The 22,713-nt window shown below is 66.7% G+C and carries 19 protein-coding genes and 1 pseudogene; 6 read left to right on the top strand and 14 right to left on the bottom strand.

The window, feature by feature from the left end; genetic code table 11:
• From HU825_RS00905 to HU825_RS00890, 4 genes are all read right to left on the bottom strand, one after another.
• Complete coding sequence (locus HU825_RS00905) at positions 1-1,095, bottom strand: DUF1513 domain-containing protein (protein ID WP_155550189.1); 1,095 nt, start codon at positions 1,093-1,095, stop codon at positions 1-3.
• Between the two features lie 2 nt (positions 1,096-1,097).
• Positions 1,098-2,168, bottom strand: a complete 1,071-nt coding sequence (locus tag HU825_RS00900; protein WP_234302723.1) for an imelysin family protein — start codon at positions 2,166-2,168, stop codon at positions 1,098-1,100.
• A gap of 76 nt (positions 2,169-2,244) precedes the next feature.
• Positions 2,245-3,660: a di-heme oxidoreductase family protein gene (locus tag HU825_RS00895; protein ID WP_234302722.1), complete on the bottom strand. Its 1,416-nt coding sequence runs from the start codon at positions 3,658-3,660 to the stop codon at positions 2,245-2,247.
• Positions 3,661-3,816: 156 nt separating this feature from the next.
• Positions 3,817-5,154: an imelysin family protein gene (locus HU825_RS00890; protein ID WP_234302721.1), complete on the bottom strand. Its 1,338-nt coding sequence runs from the start codon at positions 5,152-5,154 to the stop codon at positions 3,817-3,819.
• A 194-nt stretch (positions 5,155-5,348) separates the two neighbouring features.
• Here HU825_RS00890 and HU825_RS00885 point away from each other — a divergent pair, with 194 nt between their 5' ends.
• Positions 5,349-5,921 (top strand): LemA family protein, encoded by a 573-nt coding sequence (locus HU825_RS00885; protein ID WP_043297523.1) that lies wholly within the window; start codon positions 5,349-5,351, stop codon positions 5,919-5,921.
• A gap of 5 nt (positions 5,922-5,926) precedes the next feature.
• On the top strand, positions 5,927-6,820 hold the full coding sequence (locus HU825_RS00880; RefSeq protein ID WP_234302720.1) for a GIDE domain-containing protein: 894 nt from the start codon (positions 5,927-5,929) through the stop codon (positions 6,818-6,820).
• An 11-nt stretch (positions 6,821-6,831) separates the two neighbouring features.
• On the opposite strand, the gene HU825_RS00875 is transcribed toward HU825_RS00880, so the two are convergent.
• The 3 genes from HU825_RS00875 to HU825_RS00865 form a co-directional block, all read right to left on the bottom strand.
• Positions 6,832-8,889, bottom strand: coding sequence for a putative bifunctional diguanylate cyclase/phosphodiesterase (locus HU825_RS00875; RefSeq protein WP_234302719.1), 2,058 nt, complete (start codon positions 8,887-8,889; stop codon positions 6,832-6,834).
• Between the two features lie 276 nt (positions 8,890-9,165).
• Positions 9,166-9,747 carry a superoxide dismutase gene (locus tag HU825_RS00870; protein WP_008567714.1) on the bottom strand — a complete coding sequence of 194 codons (582 nt, stop codon included), beginning with the start codon at positions 9,745-9,747 and terminating at the stop codon, positions 9,166-9,168.
• Positions 9,748-10,102: 355 nt separating this feature from the next.
• The gene (locus HU825_RS00865) at positions 10,103-10,714 is read right to left on the bottom strand and encodes a LysE/ArgO family amino acid transporter (protein ID WP_155550195.1); all 612 of its coding nucleotides are present in this window, start codon (positions 10,712-10,714) and stop codon (positions 10,103-10,105) included.
• A 92-nt stretch (positions 10,715-10,806) separates the two neighbouring features.
• Here HU825_RS00865 and HU825_RS00860 point away from each other — a divergent pair, with 92 nt between their 5' ends.
• A complete protein-coding gene (locus HU825_RS00860; RefSeq protein ID WP_043297528.1) occupies positions 10,807-11,697 on the top strand; it encodes a LysR family transcriptional regulator ArgP in 891 nt (296 codons plus the stop codon).
• A gap of 453 nt (positions 11,698-12,150) precedes the next feature.
• Positions 12,151-13,029, top strand: a complete 879-nt coding sequence (locus HU825_RS00855; RefSeq protein ID WP_234302718.1) for an ATPase — start codon at positions 12,151-12,153, stop codon at positions 13,027-13,029.
• A 39-nt stretch (positions 13,030-13,068) separates the two neighbouring features.
• Here the strand turns inward: HU825_RS00855 and HU825_RS00850 are convergent, their stop codons facing one another.
• On the bottom strand, positions 13,069-14,976 hold the full coding sequence (locus HU825_RS00850) for an autotransporter domain-containing SGNH/GDSL hydrolase family protein (RefSeq protein ID WP_234302717.1): 1,908 nt from the start codon (positions 14,974-14,976) through the stop codon (positions 13,069-13,071).
• Positions 14,977-15,280: 304 nt separating this feature from the next.
• On the opposite strand from HU825_RS00850, the gene HU825_RS00845 reads away from it, so the two are divergent.
• Entirely contained in the window at positions 15,281-16,477 is a 1,197-nt protein-coding gene (locus tag HU825_RS00845; RefSeq protein ID WP_234302716.1) for a GGDEF domain-containing protein, read from the top strand.
• On the opposite strand, the gene pncB is transcribed toward HU825_RS00845, so the two are convergent.
• From pncB to hmpA, 4 genes and pseudogenes are all read right to left on the bottom strand, one after another.
• Positions 16,474-17,628 carry a nicotinate phosphoribosyltransferase gene (pncB, locus tag HU825_RS00840; protein WP_234303432.1) on the bottom strand — a complete coding sequence of 385 codons (1,155 nt, stop codon included), beginning with the start codon at positions 17,626-17,628 and terminating at the stop codon, positions 16,474-16,476. The two genes, HU825_RS00845 and pncB, sit on opposite strands and share 4 nt — an antisense overlap.
• Positions 17,629-17,977: 349 nt before the next feature.
• Positions 17,978-18,130, bottom strand: a pseudogene (locus HU825_RS00835) (general stress protein); the annotation flags it as partial.
• A gap of 231 nt (positions 18,131-18,361) precedes the next feature.
• On the bottom strand, positions 18,362-18,595 hold the full coding sequence (locus HU825_RS00830) for a hypothetical protein (protein ID WP_043297534.1): 234 nt from the start codon (positions 18,593-18,595) through the stop codon (positions 18,362-18,364).
• Positions 18,596-18,651: 56 nt separating this feature from the next.
• Positions 18,652-19,830, bottom strand: coding sequence for an NO-inducible flavohemoprotein (gene hmpA / locus HU825_RS00825; protein ID WP_234302715.1), 1,179 nt, complete (start codon positions 19,828-19,830; stop codon positions 18,652-18,654).
• A gap of 255 nt (positions 19,831-20,085) precedes the next feature.
• Here hmpA and HU825_RS00820 point away from each other — a divergent pair, with 255 nt between their 5' ends.
• Positions 20,086-20,310 (top strand): DUF2188 domain-containing protein, encoded by a 225-nt coding sequence (locus HU825_RS00820; RefSeq protein ID WP_156715204.1) that lies wholly within the window; start codon positions 20,086-20,088, stop codon positions 20,308-20,310.
• A gap of 2 nt (positions 20,311-20,312) precedes the next feature.
• Here HU825_RS00820 and HU825_RS00815 read toward each other — a convergent pair whose 3' ends face one another.
• Both HU825_RS00815 and pyk read right to left on the bottom strand, forming a co-directional pair.
• Positions 20,313-21,179: an urea transporter gene (locus HU825_RS00815; protein ID WP_167137972.1), complete on the bottom strand. Its 867-nt coding sequence runs from the start codon at positions 21,177-21,179 to the stop codon at positions 20,313-20,315.
• A 95-nt stretch (positions 21,180-21,274) separates the two neighbouring features.
• A complete protein-coding gene (gene pyk, locus HU825_RS00810; protein ID WP_234302714.1) occupies positions 21,275-22,690 on the bottom strand; it encodes a pyruvate kinase in 1,416 nt (471 codons plus the stop codon).
• Between the last annotated feature and the right edge of the window lie 23 nt (positions 22,691-22,713).

The following is a 22,713-nucleotide window of genomic DNA, read 5'->3' as shown; positions in this document are numbered from 1 at the left end:
TCAGATCGCCCGCAAATGATTGTCCCAGAGCCCTGCGGGCAGTTGCAGCGGTTCGCTGCGGATGCGTTCGCCGCGGCAATCGAGCAGCCGGCAGCGACTCTGGCCGGAACTGACGACGAAGCCCCGCTCGACCGCCGCGATCCCGGCGCAGTCGGCCAGCGCGATCTCCTCGCGCAGCTGTGCGCTGTCCAGATTCCAGACAAACACCTTGTTGCCGCGCGGTGCGGTTACCGCCAGCAGGCGCAGCTCGTCGTGAATCGCCAGGCTGGCGGTGTACTGGTTCATGCTCTGGCGCTGCGCCTCGTCCAGCGGGAAGTGCTGGAAGGGCTGGCCCGGCCGCTTGATCGCCAGCAGCGGCACGCGGTCTTGCGGGTCGCCTTCGTACTGCTGGCCGGAGACGATGGTGCCATCGGCCGCGACGGCGAGGTGGCGCACGCTGTTCATCTGCTCGGGGAGCTGCTCCTTGCTGATCAGCGTGCCATCGCGCCGCAGCAGGACCAGGCTCGGCTGCATGGCATCGAGGTTCATCTTCTCGCGGCTGTCGGCTTCGGTGCGGATGCCGCCGTTGGCGATCACCAGGGTTTCGCCGTCCGGCATCCACAGCAGCTGGTGCGGGCCGATGCCGTGCGTCGAGTGTTCGCCAACCCGCTGCAGGCGCTGCTGATCGACGCGATAGACGCCGAGCACGCCGCGCCCCGGATCGCGCGTGTCGTTCTCGGTGGTGTAGAACCATTCGCCGCTGGCGTGGAACACGCCGTGGCCATAGAAGTGGCGTTCCGGCGGCGAGGCCAGCACTTGCAGCAGGCTGCCGTCGCGGCTGTCGAGCAGGTAGCTCTCGCGGCTCGGTCGGCGGCCGACGAACACCACCAGCGGCAGGTGCGGATGCGCGTAGACGTCATGGCAACGCTCGGCGACCGGCGTGGCGAATACGCGGGTGCCATCGAGGCGATAGCCGACCGCATAGTGCCGGCCATCGGCATCGTCGCGGGCGGAGTAGAGGCGCGGGCCGTCGTCATGCCGGGCGATGGCCCAACCGCCGAGCGCGCCGGCGGCGAGCAGGGCGCTGCCGAGGCCGATGAAGGTGCGGCGCTGCATGCTCAGTCTCCGTCGTGGGCGTTGAAACCGATCTGAATGCCCAGCGCGCGGGCCAGTTCGCTCTGATGCAGGCGATGCACCTGGTCGAGCTGCTGGTACAGCGCGTTCAGCTGCTCACGCCCTGTGCTGTCGGCGAGCAGGGTGGCGAACGGCTGATCGAGGGCGGCCAGTTGCCGGTTCAGCTCGGCGTAACCCTGGTCGATGCGCTGCGCCAGCCCGGCGTGCTCGTCGCCGAGCAGCGAACGCAGGCCGTCCGCCTTGGCGCCGCTCCACAGCTGCTCAGCGCTGGCGAGCGTGGCCGCGAAGCTGGCCAGCGTCGCACCGCTGCGCCAGGCCTCGGCCTGATAGGGCTGCGGCTGTCCCTTGGTCTGCCGGCCGAGCGGCGCACCGAGTTTCTTCTTCAGCCCGTCGAGTCCGTTGATCTGCGCGCGCAGCAGCTCGGCGATGGCCTCGCGCGATTCGGCATAGCGCTCGCTGGGAAATGTCTTGAGCTGTGCAGCCATGCCGTCCGCGTCCTGCCACTGCTGCAGCACGTCGGCGGAGAGTTGCTGCTGATGCGCGCCGATGGCGGTCAGCAGCGGGCAGTAGCGGGACTTGCCGGCGGCGTCGAGGACGATGCCGGTGTCGAACAACAGGTATTCATAGGCGCTGAGCCCCTGCACCACTACGCTGGCATTCTCCAGATCGGCCTGGGTGAGTTGCGGCTTGCTGTCGAGCAACGCGCCGACCTGCCGGGCTACGAGGTTCTTCTTGTCCGGCCAGAACTGTACCTGCCAGGCGCGGTTGCCTTCGGCCAGCGGCCCGATCATCAAAGGCTGCAGGCCGGCCCAGCTGCGTTGAGCCTCGATGAAGGCGGCGCGCGCCTCGTCCAGCGTCTGTTCGCCGGCGCAGAACGCCGTTGCGCTGGCCGCCAGGCGACGGTCGCTCTCCGCCCACTGGGTATAGGCTGGCAGCAGCACGTTGTCGGTCAGTGCCTGACTGGCTGCGCCGAAGGGCTCGGCTGGCGCGCAGGCGCCGAGCAGCAGGCCGGTGAACAGGGCGGCGGTCGTGCGCAGGGTGCGATGGGAGTTCATGGCGTCCTCGTAGGCAATCGGTTGCGGCTTCGGCGAGCCAGGTATGCGGGGCGCGAAGGCATGCCGGGTCGCGTGGTCAGAGTGATTCGAGAAAGCGCAGCAGCGCGGCGCGTTCCCCGCTATCGAAGGTCAGTACCGTCTGGCGTGCCGCCTCGGCTTCGCCGCCATGCCAGAGCACGGCTTCGAGCAGTGTGCGGGCGCGACCATCGTGCAGCAGACGCGTCACGCCGCCGACGGTGGCGGTCAGGCCGATGCCCCACAGCGGCGGGGTGCGCCATTCGCGGCCGCTGGCCTCGAACTCGGGGCGATGGTCGGCCAGGCCGTCGCCCATGTCGTGCAGCAGCAGGTCGCTGTAGGGGCGGATCAGCTGATTGGCCAGCTCCGGCTCGGCGGCATCGGCGCCGGTGGTGAACTGCGGGGTGTGGCATTTCTGGCAGCCGGCACGGTGGAACAGGGTCTTGCCGGCCAGCACCTCGGGGTCGTCGACATCGCGGCGCGCCGGCACGCCGAGGTTGCGCGTGTAGAACAGCACCTGGGCGAGGATCGGGTCGCTCACTTCCGGCTCGCCGCCATGCGGCAGGGCGCGGCATTCGCGCTGCTGCTCGGTGCAGCTGCTGCCACTGAACAAGCGGCTGGTCAGGCCCATGTCGTTGAAGAAAGCGTCGGCGTTCTGCTGGTTGAGATTCGGCTGGCCGGCCTTCCAGCCGAAACGGCCGATCACGGTCTGCCGGCTGACTTGGTCGAAGACGCGGTTGGCGCGCCCGGAGATGCCATCGCCATCGCGGTCGTCCGGGTCGGCGTTGGCCAGCAGCGCATCCTGGGGGATCGCCTCGAGCAGGCCGAGGCCGATCATCGGCGGCGCGATCCGTACGGAAAACTGCGTTTGCGGATGCAGCGCGCCGTAACCCAGTTCGCTCAGGCGCAGTTCGGGCTTGCGCAGCTCCACCTCCTCGCCGTCGGCGAAGCGTACGCGCTGGGTGCGGTAATTCAGGCGCACCCGGCCTTCCGGCGCCACGCCGGGGATAGCCATGTCTTGCAGCTGGCCGCCGTAGACCGGCTCGGGGGCGATGCCGCGCTCGCGCAACACCTGCGCATGCTCGGCGCCGGCCGGAATCGACAGGCGGACCAGCAGCGATACCGCGTTGTCGCTGTCGCTTTCCGGCGGGTGGCCGCGGCCGTCCTTGACGTGGCAGTTCTGGCAGGCGTTGGTGTTGAACAGCGGGCCGAGGCCGTCGCGCGCAGTGGTCGAGGCGGGCGCGATGACCCAGGGGTTACGGAAGAAGCTGTTGCCGACGCTGAAGTCCAGCCGACGCAGCGGCGACAGGTTCGCCGAAGGCTCGGAGAAGGCGTTCTGGTCGAATTTCATTACGGTCGCACTGCCAGCCGACAGCGCTTCGCCGGGCTCGGCATGCTCGAAGCGTGGCGCTTCGTCGCAGCCAGGCAGACCAAGCATCAGCAGTGCGAGGGCGGAAATACGAAGCGAGAGGTGCATCAGGCTACCGGAGTACAGAAAAAAAGCGGGGCGCCAGCTTACCAGTCCGGCAGCCTTCGAATAAGAGGTATTTTCATTTGGGTGGACGGCGATTGCGGAATGGGCGCCGAGGTGGGAGCGCGGACACGGCTTGATGCCGTGCCCGCGTTACGCCGATCAGAACTGGTGGTCGGCGGTATCCGGGTTGAGATCGCTGATCCCCAGCGTGGCGGCAGCCTGCTCGATGGCGGCGGTCTGCTTGACCAGGGCGGCGATGGCCGCGCGAACTTTCTCCTGGCCGGCGCTGTTGTCCGCGGCGATCAGCTGGTCGAAGGCCTCGCCGTCCGCGGCACTCTGCACCAGCACTTGCAGCTTGGCTTCGGTGGTTTCCAGGTCGGTCTTCAAGGTGCTGTCGACTTGCGGGTCGACCGCCTGCACCAGCGAAGCCAGGCTCGCGCCGCTGAGGGTGCTGCCATCCACGCGCTGGTACTCGCCCAGGTAGATGTTGCGGATGCCCTTGGCGTTGTAGAAGTGCGAGTTGTGGGTGTTGTCGCTGAAGCAGTCGTGCTCGTCTTCGGTGGAGTTGGCCTCCAGCGCCACCTTCATGCGCTCGCCGGCCAGCTCGCCGAGCGAGAGGCTGCCCATGCCGAACAGCATCTTGCGTACGCCGTTCCGGGCGGGCTCGGCTTCGAGGGACGCGCGGTAGTTGTCGGCGACGCCGGCCTGCCACTGCCCGACCATCTCGGCCAGATCGCTGACCAGCAGATCGGTGACGGCCTTCAGGTAGGTGCGGCGGCGGTCGCAGTTGCCGCCAGTGCAGCCGTCGCCAGCGATGAAGTCACTGGCCGGGCGCTGCCCGGCGCCGGGGTTGCTACCGTTGAGGTCCTGGCCCCAGAGCAGGAATTCGATGGCATGGTAGCCGGTGGCGACGTTGGCTTCGGAACCGGCCAATTCGTTCAGGCTGGCCAGTTTCTCACCGGTGATTTCGCTGACGTCGAGCTTGTCTTCGCCGACCTGCACTTCGCGGTTGGCGATGATGTTGGCGGTCGCGCCGGGGTTGCCGAGGGCGTGCTGATAATCGCCCTTCACGTAGTCGATCAGGCCTTCGTCCAGCGGCCAGGCGTTGAGCTGGCCTTCCCAGTCGTCGACCACGCTGTTGCCGAAGCGGAACACTTCGGTCTGCATGTAGGGTACGCGCGCCGCCAGCCAGGCTTCCTTGGCTGCCTGCAGCGTCGCATCGCTGGGGTTGGCGAGCAGCGCGTCGACGGCCTGCTGCAGTTTGACGCCGGTGGCATGGGCGTCGCTGAACACCGCCAGGGCGAGGTCGGCGTAGTGGCTGACCACCGCTTTGGCAGCCTGTTCGTCCAGTTTCGGGGCGCTCGCGGCGGGCTGGGCCTGGCTGGTGGCCGGCGCAGTGGTGGCCTGCTCGGCGGTTTTCTGGTCCTCGCCGCAGCCGGCAAGAGAGACGGCAACGGCCAGCAAGGTCGCGGTGGCCCAGGTGGGGGTGCGTAGCATGAGCGGGTTCCTTTTTGCGTTCGAACGATGATCGATCCGGCTGGCGACGCCTGCACCGCCGTGACGGCCTTTAATAATGCGAAAGATTTGCATTTTGTGCAAAGGCAATGCGTGCGCCGCCTCTCTCTTCGCAATGGCGCTGGTCGCTAGAATGCTGGCACTTTTGAATCGCCGGACCTTCATGGAGAAACCTGATGAACCTGACGCTCGTGGTTGTGGCGGTGCTGACGTTCCTCGTCGTCGCCTATGCGGTGATCCTCTACAACGGCCTGGTGCGCCTCAAGCACGGGGTCGGCAAGGCTTGGGCGAACATCGACGTGCTGCTGCGCCAGCGCCACGAGGAGCTGCCCAAGCTGGTTGAAGCCTGCAAGCAGTACATGCAGCACGAGCGCAGCACGCTCGAGCGGGTGATCCGTGCACGTGGCGCGGTAGCCGACGCTCGCGCGCAGGGCGATATCGCCGCGCTTGGGGCGGCGGAAACAGGGCTGCGCGCCGGTCTCGGTCAGTTGTTCGCGCTCGCCGAGAACTATCCGCAGCTCAAGGCCGATGAGAGCTTTCGTCACCTGCAGCAGCGGATCAGCGGGCTGGAAAGCGGTATCGCCGATCGACGCGAGCTGTACAACGAGGCCGTCAATCTGAACAACGTGCGCATCGAGCAGTTTCCCGATGTGCTGCTCGCGCGTGCCTTCGCCTTTGGCCCGGCGGCGCTGCTGCAGTTCGATGAGGCGCAGAAGGCCGATGTCGATCTGCGTGCCCTGTTCGGCTGATCCGCATGGATTTCGCTGCGTTGCTCGCCTTCGTCGCGGCCGCTGGGTTGTGCGTGGCGGGCGGCTGGGTATGGGTGAGCCGCTGGTCGCGGATTCGCCATCTGCAGGACACGCCGACCTCGCGCATTCGCTCGGCCGCGCAGGGTTATGTGGAACTGGTCGGCGTCCTGCGCGAGAGCGGCGCGGCCCCCCTGACGGCACCGTTGAGCGGTCAGCCGTGCCTGTGGTGGCGCTACCGCATCGAGGAATACGGCGGGACCGGTGAGCGCCGCAGCTGGCGGGTGATTGAGCGCGGCACCAGTGAGGCCTGGCTGCGCCTGGCGGACGCCAGCGGCGAGTGCCTGATCGATCCGCGCGGCGCCGAAGTACTGCCAGCATGGCGCCGCGTCTGGACCGGCGATCAGCGTCATCCACGCGGGCTGCCGACCCACGGCTGGCTGGATTGGCTGAACGGCGGTCGGCAGTACCGCTACGTCGAGGAGCGCCTGCACGCAGGCGAGCCGCTGTATGCCATCGGCGAGTTTCGTACCTTCGGGGGCGGTCGTCAGGGGCTTGATCAGCAGCGGGCGCAGGCGGAGGTGATCCGCCAGTGGAAAGGCGATTTTGCCGGCCTGTTGCGGCGTTTCGACCGCGACGGCGATGGCCGGCTCGACGAGCAGGAGTGGCATCGCGTCAGGCTGGCGGCCGGGCTGGAGGCGCAAGACCGCCACCGCACGGCGAGCAGTGCGCCGGCGATCGCGCACCTGACGCGCCCGCAGCAGGCGCAACCGTTCGTGCTCTCCAGCCACGGCGAGGAGGTGCTCGCCCGGCGCTTCTACTGGCAGGCCGCGGCCGCCGCGCTGGCCTGCCTCGGCGGTGCGCTGTGGCTGGCCCTGCAGTTGGGCGTGAGTAGCTGGTAGCGACTGCAGCGCTACGGCTGGATCGAACTGAGCGTACGGGTGAAGTGGCGGGACTGCTGCAGGAGCGCGGTCATTTCCCGTGCCGGCAGCGGCTTGCTGTAGTAATAACCCTGGCCTTCCTGGCAGCCCTCGGCGATCAGGTAGGCTTCCTGCTCGGGCGTCTCCACGCCTTCGGCGATGACCGTCATGCCCAGGCTGCGGCCCAGCTGGATGACTGCGCGAACGATGGTGGCGCCTTCGTCCTGGCCGATGTCCTGGACGAAACTCTTGTCGATCTTGATCTTGTCCAGCGGCAGGCTCTTGAGGTAGCTGAGCGAGGAATAGCCGGTGCCGAAGTCGTCGATGGCGATCAGCGCACCGGATCGCCGCAGGCTCAGCAGGTTGTGCCGGGCAGCCTGGATATCTTCCATCAGTCCGGTTTCGGTGACTTCCAGTTCCAGGGTTTCGGCCGGTAGCTGATGCCTCTGCAGCAGGTCGCTGATCATCTGCGGCAGGCCGCTGTGGTGCAGCTGAACGGTCGACAGGTTGACGGCCATGCGCAAGCCGGTGAAGCCGAGCCCGCGCCATTCCTGCAACTGGCGGCAGGCCTGGTCGAGTACCCAGGCGCCGATCGGAATGATGCTGCCGTTCTGCTCGGCCACCGGAATGAACAGGTCGGGCGGCACCAGCTTGCCCTGGTGCTTCCAGCGCAGCAGCGCTTCGACACCGGTGATGCAGTTCTGCTGGTAATCCACCTGCGGCTGGTAGACGAGGAAGAACTCGCCATGCGCCAGCGCCTCGCCGAGGTCCTTCTCCAGCTCGCGACGCGCGCGCATTTCGCTGTCGATGCTGGCGACGTAGAACTGGTAGCGATTGCGCGAGCGGTTCTTGGCCAGCGTCATGGTTTGCTCGGCCTTCTGCAGCAGCTTCTCGGTATCGCCGCCGTCTTCCGGGTACAGCGTGACGCCGATGGTGCCGTGCAGACGGATACGCTGGCCATCCACTTCCAGCGGCGTTTCCAGGTCATCCAGCAGGGTTTGCGCCAGCTCGGCGGCCTCGTAGGGCTGCTCGATCCCCGAGAGGACCAGGACGAATTGATCGCCTCCCAAGCGTGCCAGGGCGTCCAGCCGTCCGCCCAGCGAGCGCAGGCGGTCGGCCAGCGCCAGTAGCAGGCGGTCACCGGTGCGATAGCTGAACTGCTCGTTGATGCCCTTGAAATCGTCCAGCCCGAGGCAGAGCACCGCGACGCGTCGTTGCAGGCGACGCGCTTCCTCGAGGATGTGATCGAGCTGGCGCTGCAGCTGCTGGCGGTTGGGCAGGCCGGTCAGGGGGTCGTACTGAGTCATATGCTGCAGGCTGTTCTCGGCCTGCTGACGCAGCTGCATGTTGTGTTCGATGGCGGCGAGCAGACCGTTGGCGGTCTCGACCCAGAGGCCCAGTTCGTTGCGTTCGTGGCCCTTGATCAGCGGCAGCTTGTGCGCGCCGGGACGGTCGGGATTGATGCGCGCCAAGTGCTCGATCAGCTTGGTCAGCGGGCGCGTCAGCAGCCATTCGTAGATGAGGAACAATACGAGGCCGAGGGTCAGTGCGCGCAGGACACCGATGACGGCGATCACCACCGAGTCGCGGATGAACTCCTGGCCATAGCGGGCGGTGTCGAGGGTGATGCGCAGGTCGCCATAGTGTTCGTTGTAGGGCTCGCGGCCGATCAGCGGAATGGAGAACTGCTGGTCGCGGCCGAGGATCGGATCGGTTAGCCAGCGTGAAGGCAGCGTCAGCAGGGGGCGCGACTTGTGCGCCAGCAACTCCTCGCCGGCATGACCGATCGAGGCTTCGCGGATGGACTCGTGCTGGAACAGGCCTTCCATCACCTGGCTGCCCATTTCTCGGTCGAGGCTGTAGATCGCCTGCGTCGAGGGGTCGCGGGTCATGCGCAGGATGCGTTGCGCATCGTCGGCGATGAGATGACGGGCCTTGTAGGCTCCGAAGATGATCTGCGCACAGCTGAGAACCAGCCCCACGGCCAGTGCGGACAGCAGAACCACTCGCAGGAGTCTTCGTGACAGGCTGTTGCGCAATTCCAGCTTCAAGAGAAGATCCCTTTTCCGTGCCGGTGCTTGGTTGCGCAAGTATTGATAGTCATGGCGGTGTCGTCAAAAAACCTTGTGATCGAACTATGACGCTAAGGTCGGGCATGCCTCGCAGCGTGCACGACACGCCCGGGCGATGCTTGCGCTACCCGTCACATCGGCCGGGTTCTGCCGGGCTTGAACGAAAAATGCCCGCAACTGACGAAGCGGGCATTTTCGGGGGACTGGCCTGGCTGTCCGGCATGCAGGTGCGCACGGACAGCCGGAACGGCTGGATCAGCCGGCGAAGTTTTTCGCGACGAAATCCCAGTTGACCAGGTTCCAGAACGCTTCGACGAACTTCGGACGAGCGTTGCGGTAGTCGATGTAGTAGGCGTGCTCCCACACGTCGCAGGTCAGCAGCGGCTTGTCCCCGGCGGTCATGGGGTTGCCGGCGCCGATGGTGCTGGCCAGGCCCAGGCTGCCGTCGGATTTCTTCACCAGCCAGGCCCAGCCGGAGCCGAAGGTGCCGATGGCGGTCTTGGTGAATTCTTCCTTGAACTTGTCGAAGGAGCCGAAGGAGGCATTGATGGCGTCAGCCAGCGCGCCGCTCGGCTGGCCGCCGGCGTTGGGTGCCAGGCAGTTCCAGAAGAAGGTGTGGTTCCAGACCTGAGCGGCGTTGTTGAAGATACCGCCCGAGGAGGACTTGATGATGCTTTCCAGGTCCTTGCCTTCGAACTCGGTGCCCGGGACCAGGTTGTTCAGGTTGGTCACGTAGGCAGCGTGGTGCTTGTCGTGGTGGTAGTCCAGGGTTTCGGCGGACATGTGCGGCTCGAGAGCATTCTTAGCGTACGGCAGCGGCGGCAATTCGAAAGCCATGATGTATCTCCTACTCAGGTGTCGAGGACATGATGCGGCGGGCGGGGGCAGCTGCGATGGGGACAGAGGCGAATGCTGCACGCACCCTGCTCGTCTCGGCTGTTTTCCCTTCGCTCACCACGATCTTTGCGCGAACTCTGGCCGTTCACGGTCGGCCGGACAGGCGGGCTGAAGCTCAACCCGCGAACGCCGGATCATAGCACCCACCCTGCGGCAAAACCACGCGGCAACTGTGTGGGCAAACCTGCTCCGGGCGCTTGCGGCGCAGCTTTACGATGCGCGCCCGCGCGGAAGTCGCCATGCGTGGACCCCGCTGCGACGGTGTCGTTCCTTGCCGTCGACCGCGACGAGCCGCTCAGTCGGGTACGGCCAGCTGCAGCGCGACGGCGAACATCATCGCAGCGACGCCGACATCGATCAGTCGCCAGGTCAGCGGGCGTGCCAGCCAGGGCGCGAGCCAGGCGCCGCCCAGCGCAAGGGCGAGGAACCACAGCATCGACGCGCTCGCCGCGCCCAGCGTGTAGGCGCCGGGCGCCGGCTGCTGCGCACCGAGCGAGCCGATCAGCAACACCGTGTCGAGATAGACATGCGGATTGAGCAGGGTCACCGCCAGCGCGGCGAGCAGTACCGCGCGCCGCGAGCGGCGTTCGCCGTTGCCCTGTTGCTGCAGTGCCTGCGGCCGCACGGCACGGCGCAGCGCCGCGACGCCGTACCACAGCAGGAAGGCCACGCCGCCCCAGCGGGTGATCGCCAGCAACGTTGGGTTCTGCGCCAGGATCGCCGCCAGGCCGAACACACCGAGGCTGATCAGGATCGCATCGCAGAGCACGCAGAGCGCGGCGACCGGCAGGTGATGCTCACGGCGCAGGCTCTGTGCGAGAACGAAGGCGTTCTGCGCGCCGATGGCGACGATCAGCCCGGCGGTGACCGCCAGCCCGTTCAGGTAACTGCTCCAGAGGGTTCCCATATTCGCCGCCTTGTCGAAGTCCAGGCTGGCAGTCTGGGGCGGGGAGGAATATAAGAGAAACGAATCTTCGTTAACCCTCATTAGGAAAACAGATGTTCGATTACAAGCTGCTGGCCGCGCTGGCCGCGGTGGTCGAGCAGGCCGGCTTCGAGCGCGCTGCCGCAGTGCTCGGCCTCTCGCAATCGGCGGTGTCGCAGCGCATCAAGCTGCTCGAAGCGCGGGTCGGCCAGCCGGTACTGCTGCGCGGCGTGCCGCCACGGCCGACCGAGCTGGGCCAGCGGCTGCTCAACCATGTGCAGCAGGTGCGCCTGCTGGAGCGTGACCTGCAGGGCCAGGTGCCGACGCTGGACGAGAATCGTCTGCCCGAGCGACTGCGTATCGCGCTGAATGCCGACAGTCTGGCGACCTGGTGGGCCGAGGCCGTCGCGCCGTTTTGCACCGAGCATGCGGTGCTGCTCGATCATGTCGTGGAGGACCAGGCGGTCGGCCTCAAGCGCATGCGCGCCGGCGAGGTGGCTGGCTGTGTCTGCGCGGCCGAGCGCCCGCTGGCCGGTGCGCGCAGCCAGTATCTGGGCGCGATGCGTTACCGCGCGCTGGCCAGCCCGGCATTCCAGCGGCGCTACCTCGGCAGCCAGCCGAGCGCCGAGACGCTGGCGCGCGCGCCGGCCATCGTGTTCGGCCCCGATGATCGCCTGCAGCATCGCTACATGGCTTCCATCGGCGGTTCGGACGGCTTCATCCACCATCTGTGTCCGTCGTCCGAAGGCTTCGTGCGGATGCTGCAGAGCGGGCTTGGCTGGGGGCTGGTGCCGCAGTTGCAGGTGCGCGGCGAACTTGCGCGCGGCGAGCTGGTCGATGTGCTGTCCGGCCCGCCCATCGATGTGCCGTTGTACTGGCATCACTGGCGCAACGGCGGCGCGCTGTTGGATGAACTGACCCGTCACCTGTTGCGTTGTGCCGGACGCTGGCTGGTGACCGAGTGAGATTGCGCGCGCCCGGCAGGCTGTCGCAGAACCACCGCAACCATCGGCTGGTTCATGCCGTTTGCATCCGGGCGGTAGCGCGGCCGGCAGGCGAATGAAACGAGCGGGACTCGCCTAAGGCGTTTGCCTGACCGGAGTTGTGGGTCCGACATCCGTGTCGGCAGGCGTCGATCCGCTGGCAGGAAGGTATGAGCAAGCGGCGTACCAGCTTGCCGTTTCATCCTCATTTTTCCGCGCGACCGCACCGGCAGGCGCGATCCGCGCGGGTCGGGCTGCTGGCGAGCGCCACGCTTGGCGCATCCGTCGGGGCTGGCCCGTGCAGCCGTGCGCAGCGCCGGTGCGCGCTGCCTCGTGACGGTGCAGTGCCACCGCGCCGCCGTGCCTGCTGTGGCATGGCCGAATCGTTATACTGCGCGCTGTTTTTTTGCTTCGCGCCATCCTGAAAGGTATCCCATGCGCAACGATGCTCACGACGAACTGGACCATATCCCCAGCCTCTCTGCGGCCCGGGATCGCGAAGAGCCTTATCCGGCGCCGGATCTGGAGCCGCTCCACAAGCCTGCCGTCGAGCGTGGCGAAACCGGGCGCGCGCGGCAGAAGCGTCGCGCGGGCAGTACCGCGCCGCTGTGGGTGCTGGTGGTGGTGCTCGCGGTCTGCCTCGGCGCGTTCGTCTGGTGGAGCTTCCAGCGCATGGCGGCGCTGGAGATGCAGCTGGTGGCCACCCAGGACAGCTTCGCGCGGATCAGCGAAGACGCCGCGGGCCGCCTGCGCGACATTTCCGGCAAGGTCGTGGCGACCGAATCCAACGTCACCACTGAAAGCGAGGCAGTGAAGCTGCGCATCAAGCAGCTCGAACAACAGGTGATCGAGCTGACCCGCAAGCAACAGGCATTCGCCACCGAGCAGCAGAGCCTGGCCGGCAAGCAGGGCAATCAGGATCAGCGCCTGCAGGAGCAGGGCAAGCGCCTCGACGGGCTGGATGGCGAGCTGCGCGCCCAGCAACAGACGGGCGCGACGCTGGTCGCGGATCTCAAGACCCTGGGCAGCGAACAGGCCTCGCTGAAAACGGCGCTGGGTGCGCAGGACCAGCTGCGTAGTCGCGTCGATGCGCTGGGCAAGGACGTTGCCGCTCTGCAGCAACGCGGCAATCCGAGTCAGGCGATCAGCCGCCTCGAACAGGACCTGCTGGTGTTGCGCAGCGAACTGGAGAACCGTCCGGCGGCGAGTTCCAACACGGCTGAATTCGACGCCTTCCGGGCCCAGGTCACGCGCAACATCACCACATTGCAGAGCCAGATCGCCAACCTGCAGGGCCAGCTCGACGCGCGCTGACGTCAAGCAGGGGCAACCGCACGGGTTGCCCCGAACGGCTTACAGATCCCAGCTGATCGACAGATTCAGGCCATGATCGCGGTTGTCGTTGCCGCGATAGTGGTAGTTGGCCCGCAGCGCCAGATCAGCGGCCAACTGATGCGCCAAGCCGACACTGAAGCGCGTTTGATCGCCCGTCGGCACCGCGCCGGGTAGCTCGAAGCTGTTACCGGGCACGCTGTTGAGCGACATGCGCAGGTCTTCCGGGTCATCGTCTTCACGCTCCACTTCACGAGCCACTTCGCCGTACAGGCGGGTGCGTTCGCTCAGGGCCAAGTCGCCGAACAGGCCCAGCGACAAGCGCAGCGAGTCGCGCTCCTGATCGGCAAAGGTCATCGCGGTGGAGCGCTCGCCGCGCTCGCTATAGCCATCCACTTCCACGCGCTGGTAGTTCGCCCCGATGAAGGGGCCGAATTGCATCGCATCCTGTGGCTGCATCAGGTTGAAGCCGACTTTGCTGCCGATCGCCCAGAGCTGTCCGTCGGTGGAGCCCTTCTCGACGCGCTCGCTGATGCCCAGCGCGAAGCGCCGTTCCAGGTCGTGGTAGTCCAGGTGACCGCCGCTGAGGGTGAAATCGGCGAACAGGCGATCCTGCTCGTAACGGGCAAAGACGGTCGCCAGGTAGCTGCGCATGTCGTAGTCAGATTCGCCAGCGCCGAGGCTGACATCGTTCTCTCCGACCGCCAGGCTGAGGCCGGCCAGCCATTGCTCGCTCAGTCGGCGGGACAGGCTCAGCGACAGCGACTGGCTGTCGCCGTCGCCACTGCCGTAGCCGTCGAAATCCGGGCTGCGATAGCCGCCGCCGGCCTGGATGCGCCATTCGCCGACGGGCTGCCAGCGGCCACGCTGGGCCATCAGCTCCTGATCGAGCTGTTGCAGCTGCGCGCGCAGCGCCGCCTGACCCATCTCCGGCAGGCGCGATATCTCCCAGGGCGCCGCGACGATCGAATACAGGTAGTCGGCGCTGATGCGATGCAGCGCGGTGGTCGGGTGCACGGCGTCGTTGAACAGCAGGCGGTCCGGGTCGGGGGCGCTGCCGCTGCGACCATAGATCGGGTCGGCCAGGCAGCTGTCGCCGGAGAAGCACACGGCGTTCTGGTTGACGTCGGCGGCAAAGCCGAATTGCGCCAGGTCCGCGCGTACCTCTTCAAGCAACAGACGGCTGTTGAGCAGCACGTAGTTGGCGCCGGAGCCGCGTAGCTGTGCCTCGAGCTCGGCGTTGTACTGGTCGCTGAGGGCATTGAGCTGGGCGCTGTTGCCGGTCAGGGTGCCGAGCGGGGTGCTGCCGACGTCGGGCAGGTCGGAGACGATGATGTAACGCGCACCGGCTTCGGCCAGCGCACTGACGCCGGCCACCAGATCGCCCGCCGCGGCGGCCATGGTGATCGGCCGGCTGGAGAGCTGGAAGATGTCGTTGGCGCCGCCGTTGAGGTAGTACAGCGCGTCCGGGTCGGCCTGCGGGTTATCCGCCAGATAGCCGGGGCGCGAGCGGCTCAGGCTGCCGGTAGCTACCGTCGAGGTGCCGATGATGGAATCGAGAATCTGGTCGGTACGGTAGCCGCCGACGGCGTAGTTGGTGCCGTCCGGGTTGCCGGTCAGCAGTTGCGGGAGCAGCGGCGTGGAGGGCAGCGAAGTCAGTCCCAGGCGCTCGGCCAGCAGCTGGGTGGCGACCTGGCCGCCGTACTCGACGTTGTTGTCGCCATAGGTCGGACCGGTGCGGTTGGTGAAGCGCAAGCCGCCGGTCGGATTGACACCCAGCAGCGGGCTGCCGACGTCGGGGAAGTTGCCGGCATCGCTGAGCGAGTCGCCGAAGTTGATGAACTGGCTGAACGGGCCGTCGGCGGCTGCCGCGCTGCTGGCAAGGATGGCCAGCAGCAGGGCGGCCAGCGGTCTTGTCGTCGGATGCATCGGGTGTCTCCCTTCTTGTTGTTGTTCTGCTGCGCGCTCGGGCGCCCGTTCAAGCTAGCCAGGGCGGACCGGCGGCGACAGCGCACCAAAGGGCGATTCGTCGGGACAGGCTGTCGCCCGAAAGACGGACGGCGCGACAGGTGCAAGAAACCCCGCGGGTTCTTGCCCTGGCTCAATGAATCGATTTCCCGCTCCGCTAGGATCGCGCTGCTGGCCGGAAGCCATCATGCGCAACCCAGGGATTTCACAGGGTGCGGCAATGGCCGGGGCTGAACGCGTGTTCCCTGCCGTGGATAGAACAACAATGACTGCACTGATCGATTTGCTTCGCTCACGCCTGACCACGCTGCTGCCCAGCGAGCTGAAAAGCAGTGAGCTGCGCCATCTGTTGACGCCGGTCGGTCATCCCATGCTGCTCTGCCAGCGCCGCGCGATGATGATCGTCGACCGCGTGCGGCTGTTCGCCTTTCTCTTCGCCGTGCTCACGCCGTTGTGGAGCATCATCGATCTGCTGGTCTTCGACACGCCGCTGTGGGCGCGGTTGGCAGGTTTTCGCCTGCTGGCCTGTCTGGCATTCACCTGGCTGCTGCTGTTCTACCGGCCGAGCGGCAATCTGTTCGACGCCTACCGGGCCATCGCGATCCTCTTCGCCATCCCGACGGTGTTCTACATCGCCTCGCATACGCTGCTGGGCTCCTACCAGCTGGCGCAGTTCTCGGCGGTGGTCGGTGCCGGTTATGCATTCCTGCCGTTCGTGCTGATGGCGGGGCTGACGATCTTCCCGTTGACCCTGGTGGAAAGCCTGGTGCTCGGCATGCTGTTGCTGATGGCGCAGGCGTTGGCCGGCTATCTCAGCTGGGCCACGTTGAACTGGCCGTCCTTCGCCGGTGCGTTCTGGCTGCTGATCCTGATCGCCGGTGTTGCCAGCCTGGCCGGCATGAGCCAGCTGGCCTTCATGATCGCGCTGGTGCGCCAGGCCATCCGTGATCCGCTGACCGGCATCTTCTCGCGCGGCAGCGGCGAGGAAATCCTGCGCCTGCAGTGGGACTCGGCGCAGCGTGCCGGCAGCCCGCTGGCGCTGGCCTTCATCGATCTGGATCACTTCAAGGCGATCAACGACAACTACGGCCACGAGGCCGGCGATGCCGTCCTGCGCGATGCCGCGCGCAGTCTCGTGGCGACCCTGCGTGGCTCCGACAGCCTGGTGCGCTGGGGCGGCGAGGAGTTCCTGCTGATCATGCCGGACACCGATCTGCAGCAGGCGCACCGGGCGCTCGCCCGGCTGGCCGGTAACGGTCTGGGCGTGCGCCCGGATGGCCAGCCATTGACCGCCAGCATCGGTCTTTCCGAGCGCCTGGCGGATGTCGCCGAGGACTACCGCCAGCTGCTGGAACTTGCCGACCAGCGCATGTACCAGGCCAAGTCCGGCGGCCGTAACCGCCTGCACGGTCACGCTGAATACACGATGGTCCAGCCCGTGACGGCGGTGCTGGAGCGCTAGTCCGCGGTTTTGGCGACCGGGCTGTCGACTACCGCGAAGACATGTCGCAGGTAGCTGACAAACGCCGGGTCGCGGCACAGGGTCTTGCCCGGCGAGTCGGAAATCTTCGCCACCGGTTGGCCGTTGCACGCCGTCATCTTGATCACCATGTTGGTCGGCTCCACGCCGGCGATGTCGCAGGTCAGCCCGGTGCCGATGCCGAAGCTCGGCCGGCAGCGCCCGGCCAGCGCCCGCAGGATCGTCAGCGCGCGGGGAAAGTCCAGACCGTCGGAAAACACCAACTGGCGGCTGCGCGGGTCGATGCCCAGGCGGTGGTAATGGGCGATGGCTTTCTCCGCCCAGATCAGCGGGTCGCCCGAGTCATGGCGCAGGCCGTCGAACAGCTTGGCGAAGTATAGATCGAAGTCGCGTAGGAAGGCATCCATGGTGATGCAGTCGGTCAGCGCGATCCCCAGCGCGCCACGGTATTCCCGAACCCAGCAGTCCAGCGCGGCGCGCTGGCTGTCGATCAGCCGCGGGCCGAGCTGCTGGTGCGCCATGATCCACTCGTGCGCCATCGTGCCCATCGGGCGCAGATCGAGCGTGCGCGCCAGGTGCACGTTGCTGGTGCCGACGAAGTCGCCGGGGAACGACTGCGCGAGGCGCTCGACCACCGCGGTCTGCACTGCATAGGAAAAGCGCCGACGGGTGCCAAAATCCGCCAGCTTGAAAGCGGCCAGTTCCTCGAGCGTGGCTTGCTCGCGCAGCCAGACGCACTTGGCGTCCAGCCGCTCGAGCGCCTGCTCCGGCCCCACGTGCGGGTAGCGGGCCCGATTGCGCACCTCGCTGATGATCGCCAGCAGCGGCACCTCGAAGAGGATGACGTGCAGCCACGGGCCGCGCAGGTGGATCACCAGTTCGCCCGCTTCGACTTCCAGGCGCACGTAACGCAGGTCGAAGCGAAACAGGCCGAGAAAGCGGATGAAGTCTGGCTGCATGTAGGGGATGCGTTCGAGGAAGGCCAGTTCTTCGGCGTTCATTGCTAGCTCGGCAAGCGCCTCGATCTGCTCGCGTACCGCGCTCAGGTAGGGGCTGAGGTCTTCTTCCGAGCGGCAGCGGAATGCCCACTCCACCTCGGCGTTGGGGTAGTGATGCAGCACGGCCTGCATCATCGTCAGTTTGTAGAAGTCGGTGTCCAGCAGACTCTGGATGATGGCGGGGTTGTTCACGGTGGCGTTCCTGGCTGCGGTGCCATGCACCTTGCCGCTCCGAACAGCATCTGGCAAGAACGCTGCCGGCGGGGAAAACAAAAGCGCTAATTAATGGACCGATATACGGTAAATCTGGCTGTCGGGTTTTTGTCCTGTCGGAAAGTTGTGAATTCAATGAGTAGAGCTGTTGGCGGAATAATATTCGAGTGCCATCAATAAAATACTGAAAGTTCGCAGTGGTTAATTGCGGCTAATAAAAAAGGCAAGAGCCGAAGCTCTTGCCTTTTTACTACAGGTGTAGGCCGCTTTGTCAGCTGCTGCGGCCACCGCCGTGGCTGTTCTGGCCACCCTTGCGGCCTGCCTCGGAGGCCTTCTCGCGGTCGTTGGCGAAGTTGCCGCCGCTGTTGTGGCCGCCTTTGCGGCCGGCTTCGGATGCTTTCTCTCGATCGTTGGCGAAGTTGCCCGGGTTGTTATTTGCCATGTCTTTTTCTCCTCAGTTGGATAGAGACTTTGGAAACGGCCAATGAGAGAGATTCATCAGCCTTCATGGTTTCAGAGGACCGGGCTGCGATGGAAGTTTCATTGTTTCAGCGACGGCGGACGAATGGTTTTCCCTATATCGCTCGTGCGTATGGCGCCGTGCAATTACAGCGAAACGGTAGTTGCACTTAAAGGTTCTCTGAAACTTGCCGCGTCAGGCCGCCAGGGCGAGTTGGCGCTGGGCCAGCAGGCGTATGACGTAGCCGATCTTCAGTGCAGTGGGGCCGAGGATCACCAGCGCGTGGCAGGCGACCACCAGCGGCAGGCGCAACCACTGATCGAACAGATAGGCGCCGCTGACGCCCAGCAGCAGGAGCAATACGCCGCCGAGCATCAGCGCGCTGGCCAGATGGAGCAGGTGTTGCGGGTCCCAGTTGCGTTGAAACATGGTTCACCTCCGTCAAGGCAGGAGAGGGAGCCCGCGCGGGCGCGGGCTCGGTGGTTTCATTCGAGGGCGCTGGCCGGACCGAAGAACTCGTAGCGGGTCTGCCGCTCCGGTACGCCGAGCGACTTCAGCTGGCGCTTGACCGCCGCCATGAAGGGCTTGGGGCCGAGGAAGTAGGCGTCCACGTCGCGGTCCTCCGGCAGCCACGCGGCCAGCCGGTCCTCGGTGAGCAGGCCGACGGCGTCGGGCGCGGCGGCTTCGCCTTCGTGTTCGTCGTAGCAGTAGAAGCGCCGCAGTTGCGCATGGCGCTCGGCCAGGGTGTCCACCGTGCGCCGGAACGCATGCACGCCGGCGTTGCGCGCGCAGTGGATGAAGTGCACCGGGCGCTCGGTGGCCAGTGCCTGTTCGAGCATGGCCAGCGTCGGGGTGATGCCGACGCCACCGCTGATCAGTACCAACGGCTTGTCGCCGGGTTGCAGGGTGAAGTCGCCAGCCGGGGCGAACAGCTCCACCACCGCGCCTTCGTCCAGCGCATGCAGGGCGTTGGAGACGACGCCGCCGGGCTCGCGCTTGACGCTGATGCGGTACTCGCGGCCGTTGCTGGCCGCCGACAGCGAGTAGTTGCGGCGCACTTCCTCGCCCTCGATCTGCAGGCGCAGGCCGATGTACTGGCCGGGCAGGAAGTCCAGCAGCGGTCCGCCGTCCTCGGGCTGCAGGTGGAACGAGCTGATTTCTTCGCTCTCGGCGACCTTGCGGGCGATGCGAAAGCGCCGCGCGCCACGCCAGCCGCCGGGTGCCTCGGCCTTGACCTGGTAGAGCTGTTCCTCGTTGCCGATGAGGATGTCGGCCAGCTGCTGATAGGCGGCGGCCCAGGCGTCGATCACCGCATCGGTGGCGATCTCCTCGCCGAGGACCTCGCGGATGGCGCGCAGCAGGCAGCCACCGACGATCGGGTAATGCTCGGGCTGCACCTGCAGCGCCACATGTTTGTTGATGATCTGGCCGACCAGAGGGCCGAGCGCGTCGAGCCGGTCGATGTGGCGGGCATACATCAGCACGCCGTTGGCCAGTGCGCGCGGCTGATCGCCGCTGGCCTGGTGGGCCTGGTTGAACAGCGGGCGCACCTCTGGGTGCTCGCTCAGCATCAGGTTGTAGAAATGCGTGGTCAGCGCCTCACCGCCGCTTTCCAGTAGCGGCACGGTGGCTTTGATCAGGGCAATTTGTTCAGCGCAAAGCATCGAATACTCCTCTGGTGGGAAAGTCGCCGCGTCCGTTGACCAGGCAAAGGCGCGACGTTCTACCGAGGGTCTTTCAACAATCGTTCCAGCTCTGGAATTGACTGAAATCAAGGTCCGCAATGCCTAAGAGGTACAAAAAACCCCGGCGATAGAGGGTTTTAATAACCATTAGGGTCCGGAAAACCCTGGCGGCGAACCATCGTGCCCCGCATCTGCCCTATGAAAAGAGCCCACCACCACTGCGGGGAGACCGACATGGAGACCTACCACATCACCCTGGAAGGCAATCGCTGGCTGCTGCGCGAAGAAGGCGACCCACGCGTGCTGATCGAGACCGCCAGTCGCGACGCGGCGCTCGAGCAGACCCGCGACTACCTGAAGCTGCGCACGGCGACGGTGCGAATCCACGGGCGCGATGGCCAACTGGAAGAAGAGCGCCACTACCCGCAGGACCAGAACCCGTGTGCAACCGGTGGCTGAGGCTAGGCGTTTCCGGGTTGCGGGCGAAACCGCCGCGACGCCAGCGCCACCAGCCAGCAGGCGAGGATGAACGGCATCGTCAGCGGCGGCAGGCCCAACCGCTCGAAAGCCAGCCGCGCCAGCACGGCGGCGATAATCGCCAGCAACGGCGCCCAGGCCGAGCGCTGCACCTGGCTCACCGCCAGCGCGGCCAGCGCCGGGTTGTAACCGGCCAGACCCGCGACGATCGCATCGTGCGCACCGCCGAGCAGCAGGCCGATGCCCAGACCCGCGGCAGAACCGGCCAGCATCCAGCGCGCGGCGCGTCGGTCGGCCAGCCAGACCGCTACCAGCACCAGCAACCCCGCCAGCGGCTGGTCGAGGAAGATCACCTGGCCGATGCCCGCAGCGAGGGCGAACGCCAGTGCCTGCGCATCGAGTGGCAGCGTCGGCGCTGGTGCGACGGTCGCCCCTGGCAGCAGCGCCAGCGCGAGCCAGCCGAACAGCACGAAGGGCAGGGTGAAACCGGGCAGCCACCGGCGCTCGCGCAGGCCGGCGAGCAGGCGCGTCTGCAACAGGTCGATGACCAGCGCGGCGAGCACGATCAACCCCAGCGAAAACGCCGAAAGCCCCAGTTGCAGCACGATCAGCAGGCCCAGCAGCGCACTGTTGTAGCCGTACAGCCCGCAGTCGATATCGGCCCGTTGACGCCCCAGCGCGGCAGCGCCGAACGTACCGGCGAGCGCCCCGGCCAGCGCGCCGGCCAGCAGCAGCGGCGCATGCAGGGCGATGGCGAGCGCGATCAGCAGCCCGCAGAGCGGATGGGCCTGCAAGAAGATCTGGCTGAAGCCGTTGAGCACGGCGCTGACATGACGCGGGAGGCGGAGCATTGGAAGCCTGACGGGGGACTGGTGCGGGCGTGCATGCTACAGCGCAGCGGCGCCGGCCCCCAGGCCGACGCGCTGCGCCGCGTTCAGACAGGCGCTCAGGCGAGCATTTCGATGCGCAGCGAATTGGTGGTACCCGGCTTGCCCAGCGGTACGCCGGCGGTGATCAGTACGGTATCGCCGCTGCCGGCCATGCCACGGGCGCGGGCCAGCTCCAGCGCCTGCGCGCAGACCTGCTCCATGTCGCGCAGCGGCGCCTCGACCAGCGAGTAGACACCCCAGGCGATGGTCAGCTTGCGCGCCGTGGCCAGGTTCGGCGTCAGGCTGAGGATCGGCGTCGCCGGCCGCTCGCGCGAGGCGCGCAGGCTGGAGGCGCCGGATTCGGTGTAGTTGACCAGCACCGCGATCGGCAGGATGCCGCTGATGCGGCGGATCGCGCAGCTGATCGCATCCGACAGCGTGGCCTCGGCGCTCGGCCGGTGCACGTCGAGCTGCGCCGAGTAGTCCGGGCCGCTCTCCACCTGGCGGATGATCTTGCTCATCATGCTCGCCGCTTCCAGCGGGTAGTCGCCGGAGGCGGTCTCGGCCGAGAGCATCAGCGCGTCGGCGCCTTCGGCCACCGCGTGGGCGACGTCGGTGACTTCCGCGCGGGTCGGCGCCGGGGCGAAGCGCATGGATTCGAGCATCTGCGTGGCCACCACCACCGGGCGGCCGAGCTGGCGGCAGATGCGCACGATGTTCTTCTGGATGCGCGGCACATTCTCGGCCGGCACCTCCACGCCGAGGTCGCCGCGCGCCACCATGATGGCGTCCGACAGCCGGGCAATCTCGCGCAGATGCTGCACCGCCGAGGGTTTCTCGATCTTGGCCATGAGGAAGGCGCGTTCGCCGATCAGCTCGCGCGCCTCGTGGATGTCCTGCGGGCGCTGCACGAACGACAGCGCCACCCAGTCCACGCCCAGCTCCAGGCCGAAGGCCAGGTCGCGGCGGTCCTTGGCGGTCAGCGGCGAGAGTTCCAGCACCGCCTCCGGCACATTGACGCCCTTGCGGTCGGACAGCTCGCCGCCGGCCATCACGCGGGTCTCGATGACGTCGTTGTGCTTGGACAGTACGGTCAGGCGCAGGCGGCCGTCGTCGATCAGCAGCGTCATGCCGGGTTCCAGCGCGGCGATGATCTCCGGGTGCGGCAGCATCACGCGGTGCTGGTCGCCCGGCGTCTCGTCCAGGTCCAGACGGAATTTCTGCCCGCGCTCGAGTTGCACGCGGCCGGCGGCGAAGCGGCCGACGCGCAGCTTCGGTCCCTGCAGGTCCATGAGGATGCCGATGGCCTGGTTCTGCTCGCGCTCGACCTGGCGAATCCAGTGAAAACGCTCGGCGTGGTCGGCATGCTCGCCGTGGCTGAAATTCAGACGGAACAGGTTCACGCCGGCGTCGACCAGCGCGCGCACGTCGTCGATGCTGCGCGTGGCGGGGCCGAGGGTGGCGAGAATCTTGACCTTCTTGTCGGGCGTCATGAGCGGATACTCCCTGTGGGCCG

Source organism: Pseudomonas phenolilytica (genome assembly GCF_021432765.1).
In the GTDB taxonomy this organism is placed as follows: Bacteria; Pseudomonadota; Gammaproteobacteria; order Pseudomonadales; family Pseudomonadaceae; genus Stutzerimonas; species Stutzerimonas phenolilytica.
Note: the sequence above shows the minus strand (reverse complement) of the source record. Positions and strands in the feature narration are given on the sequence as shown.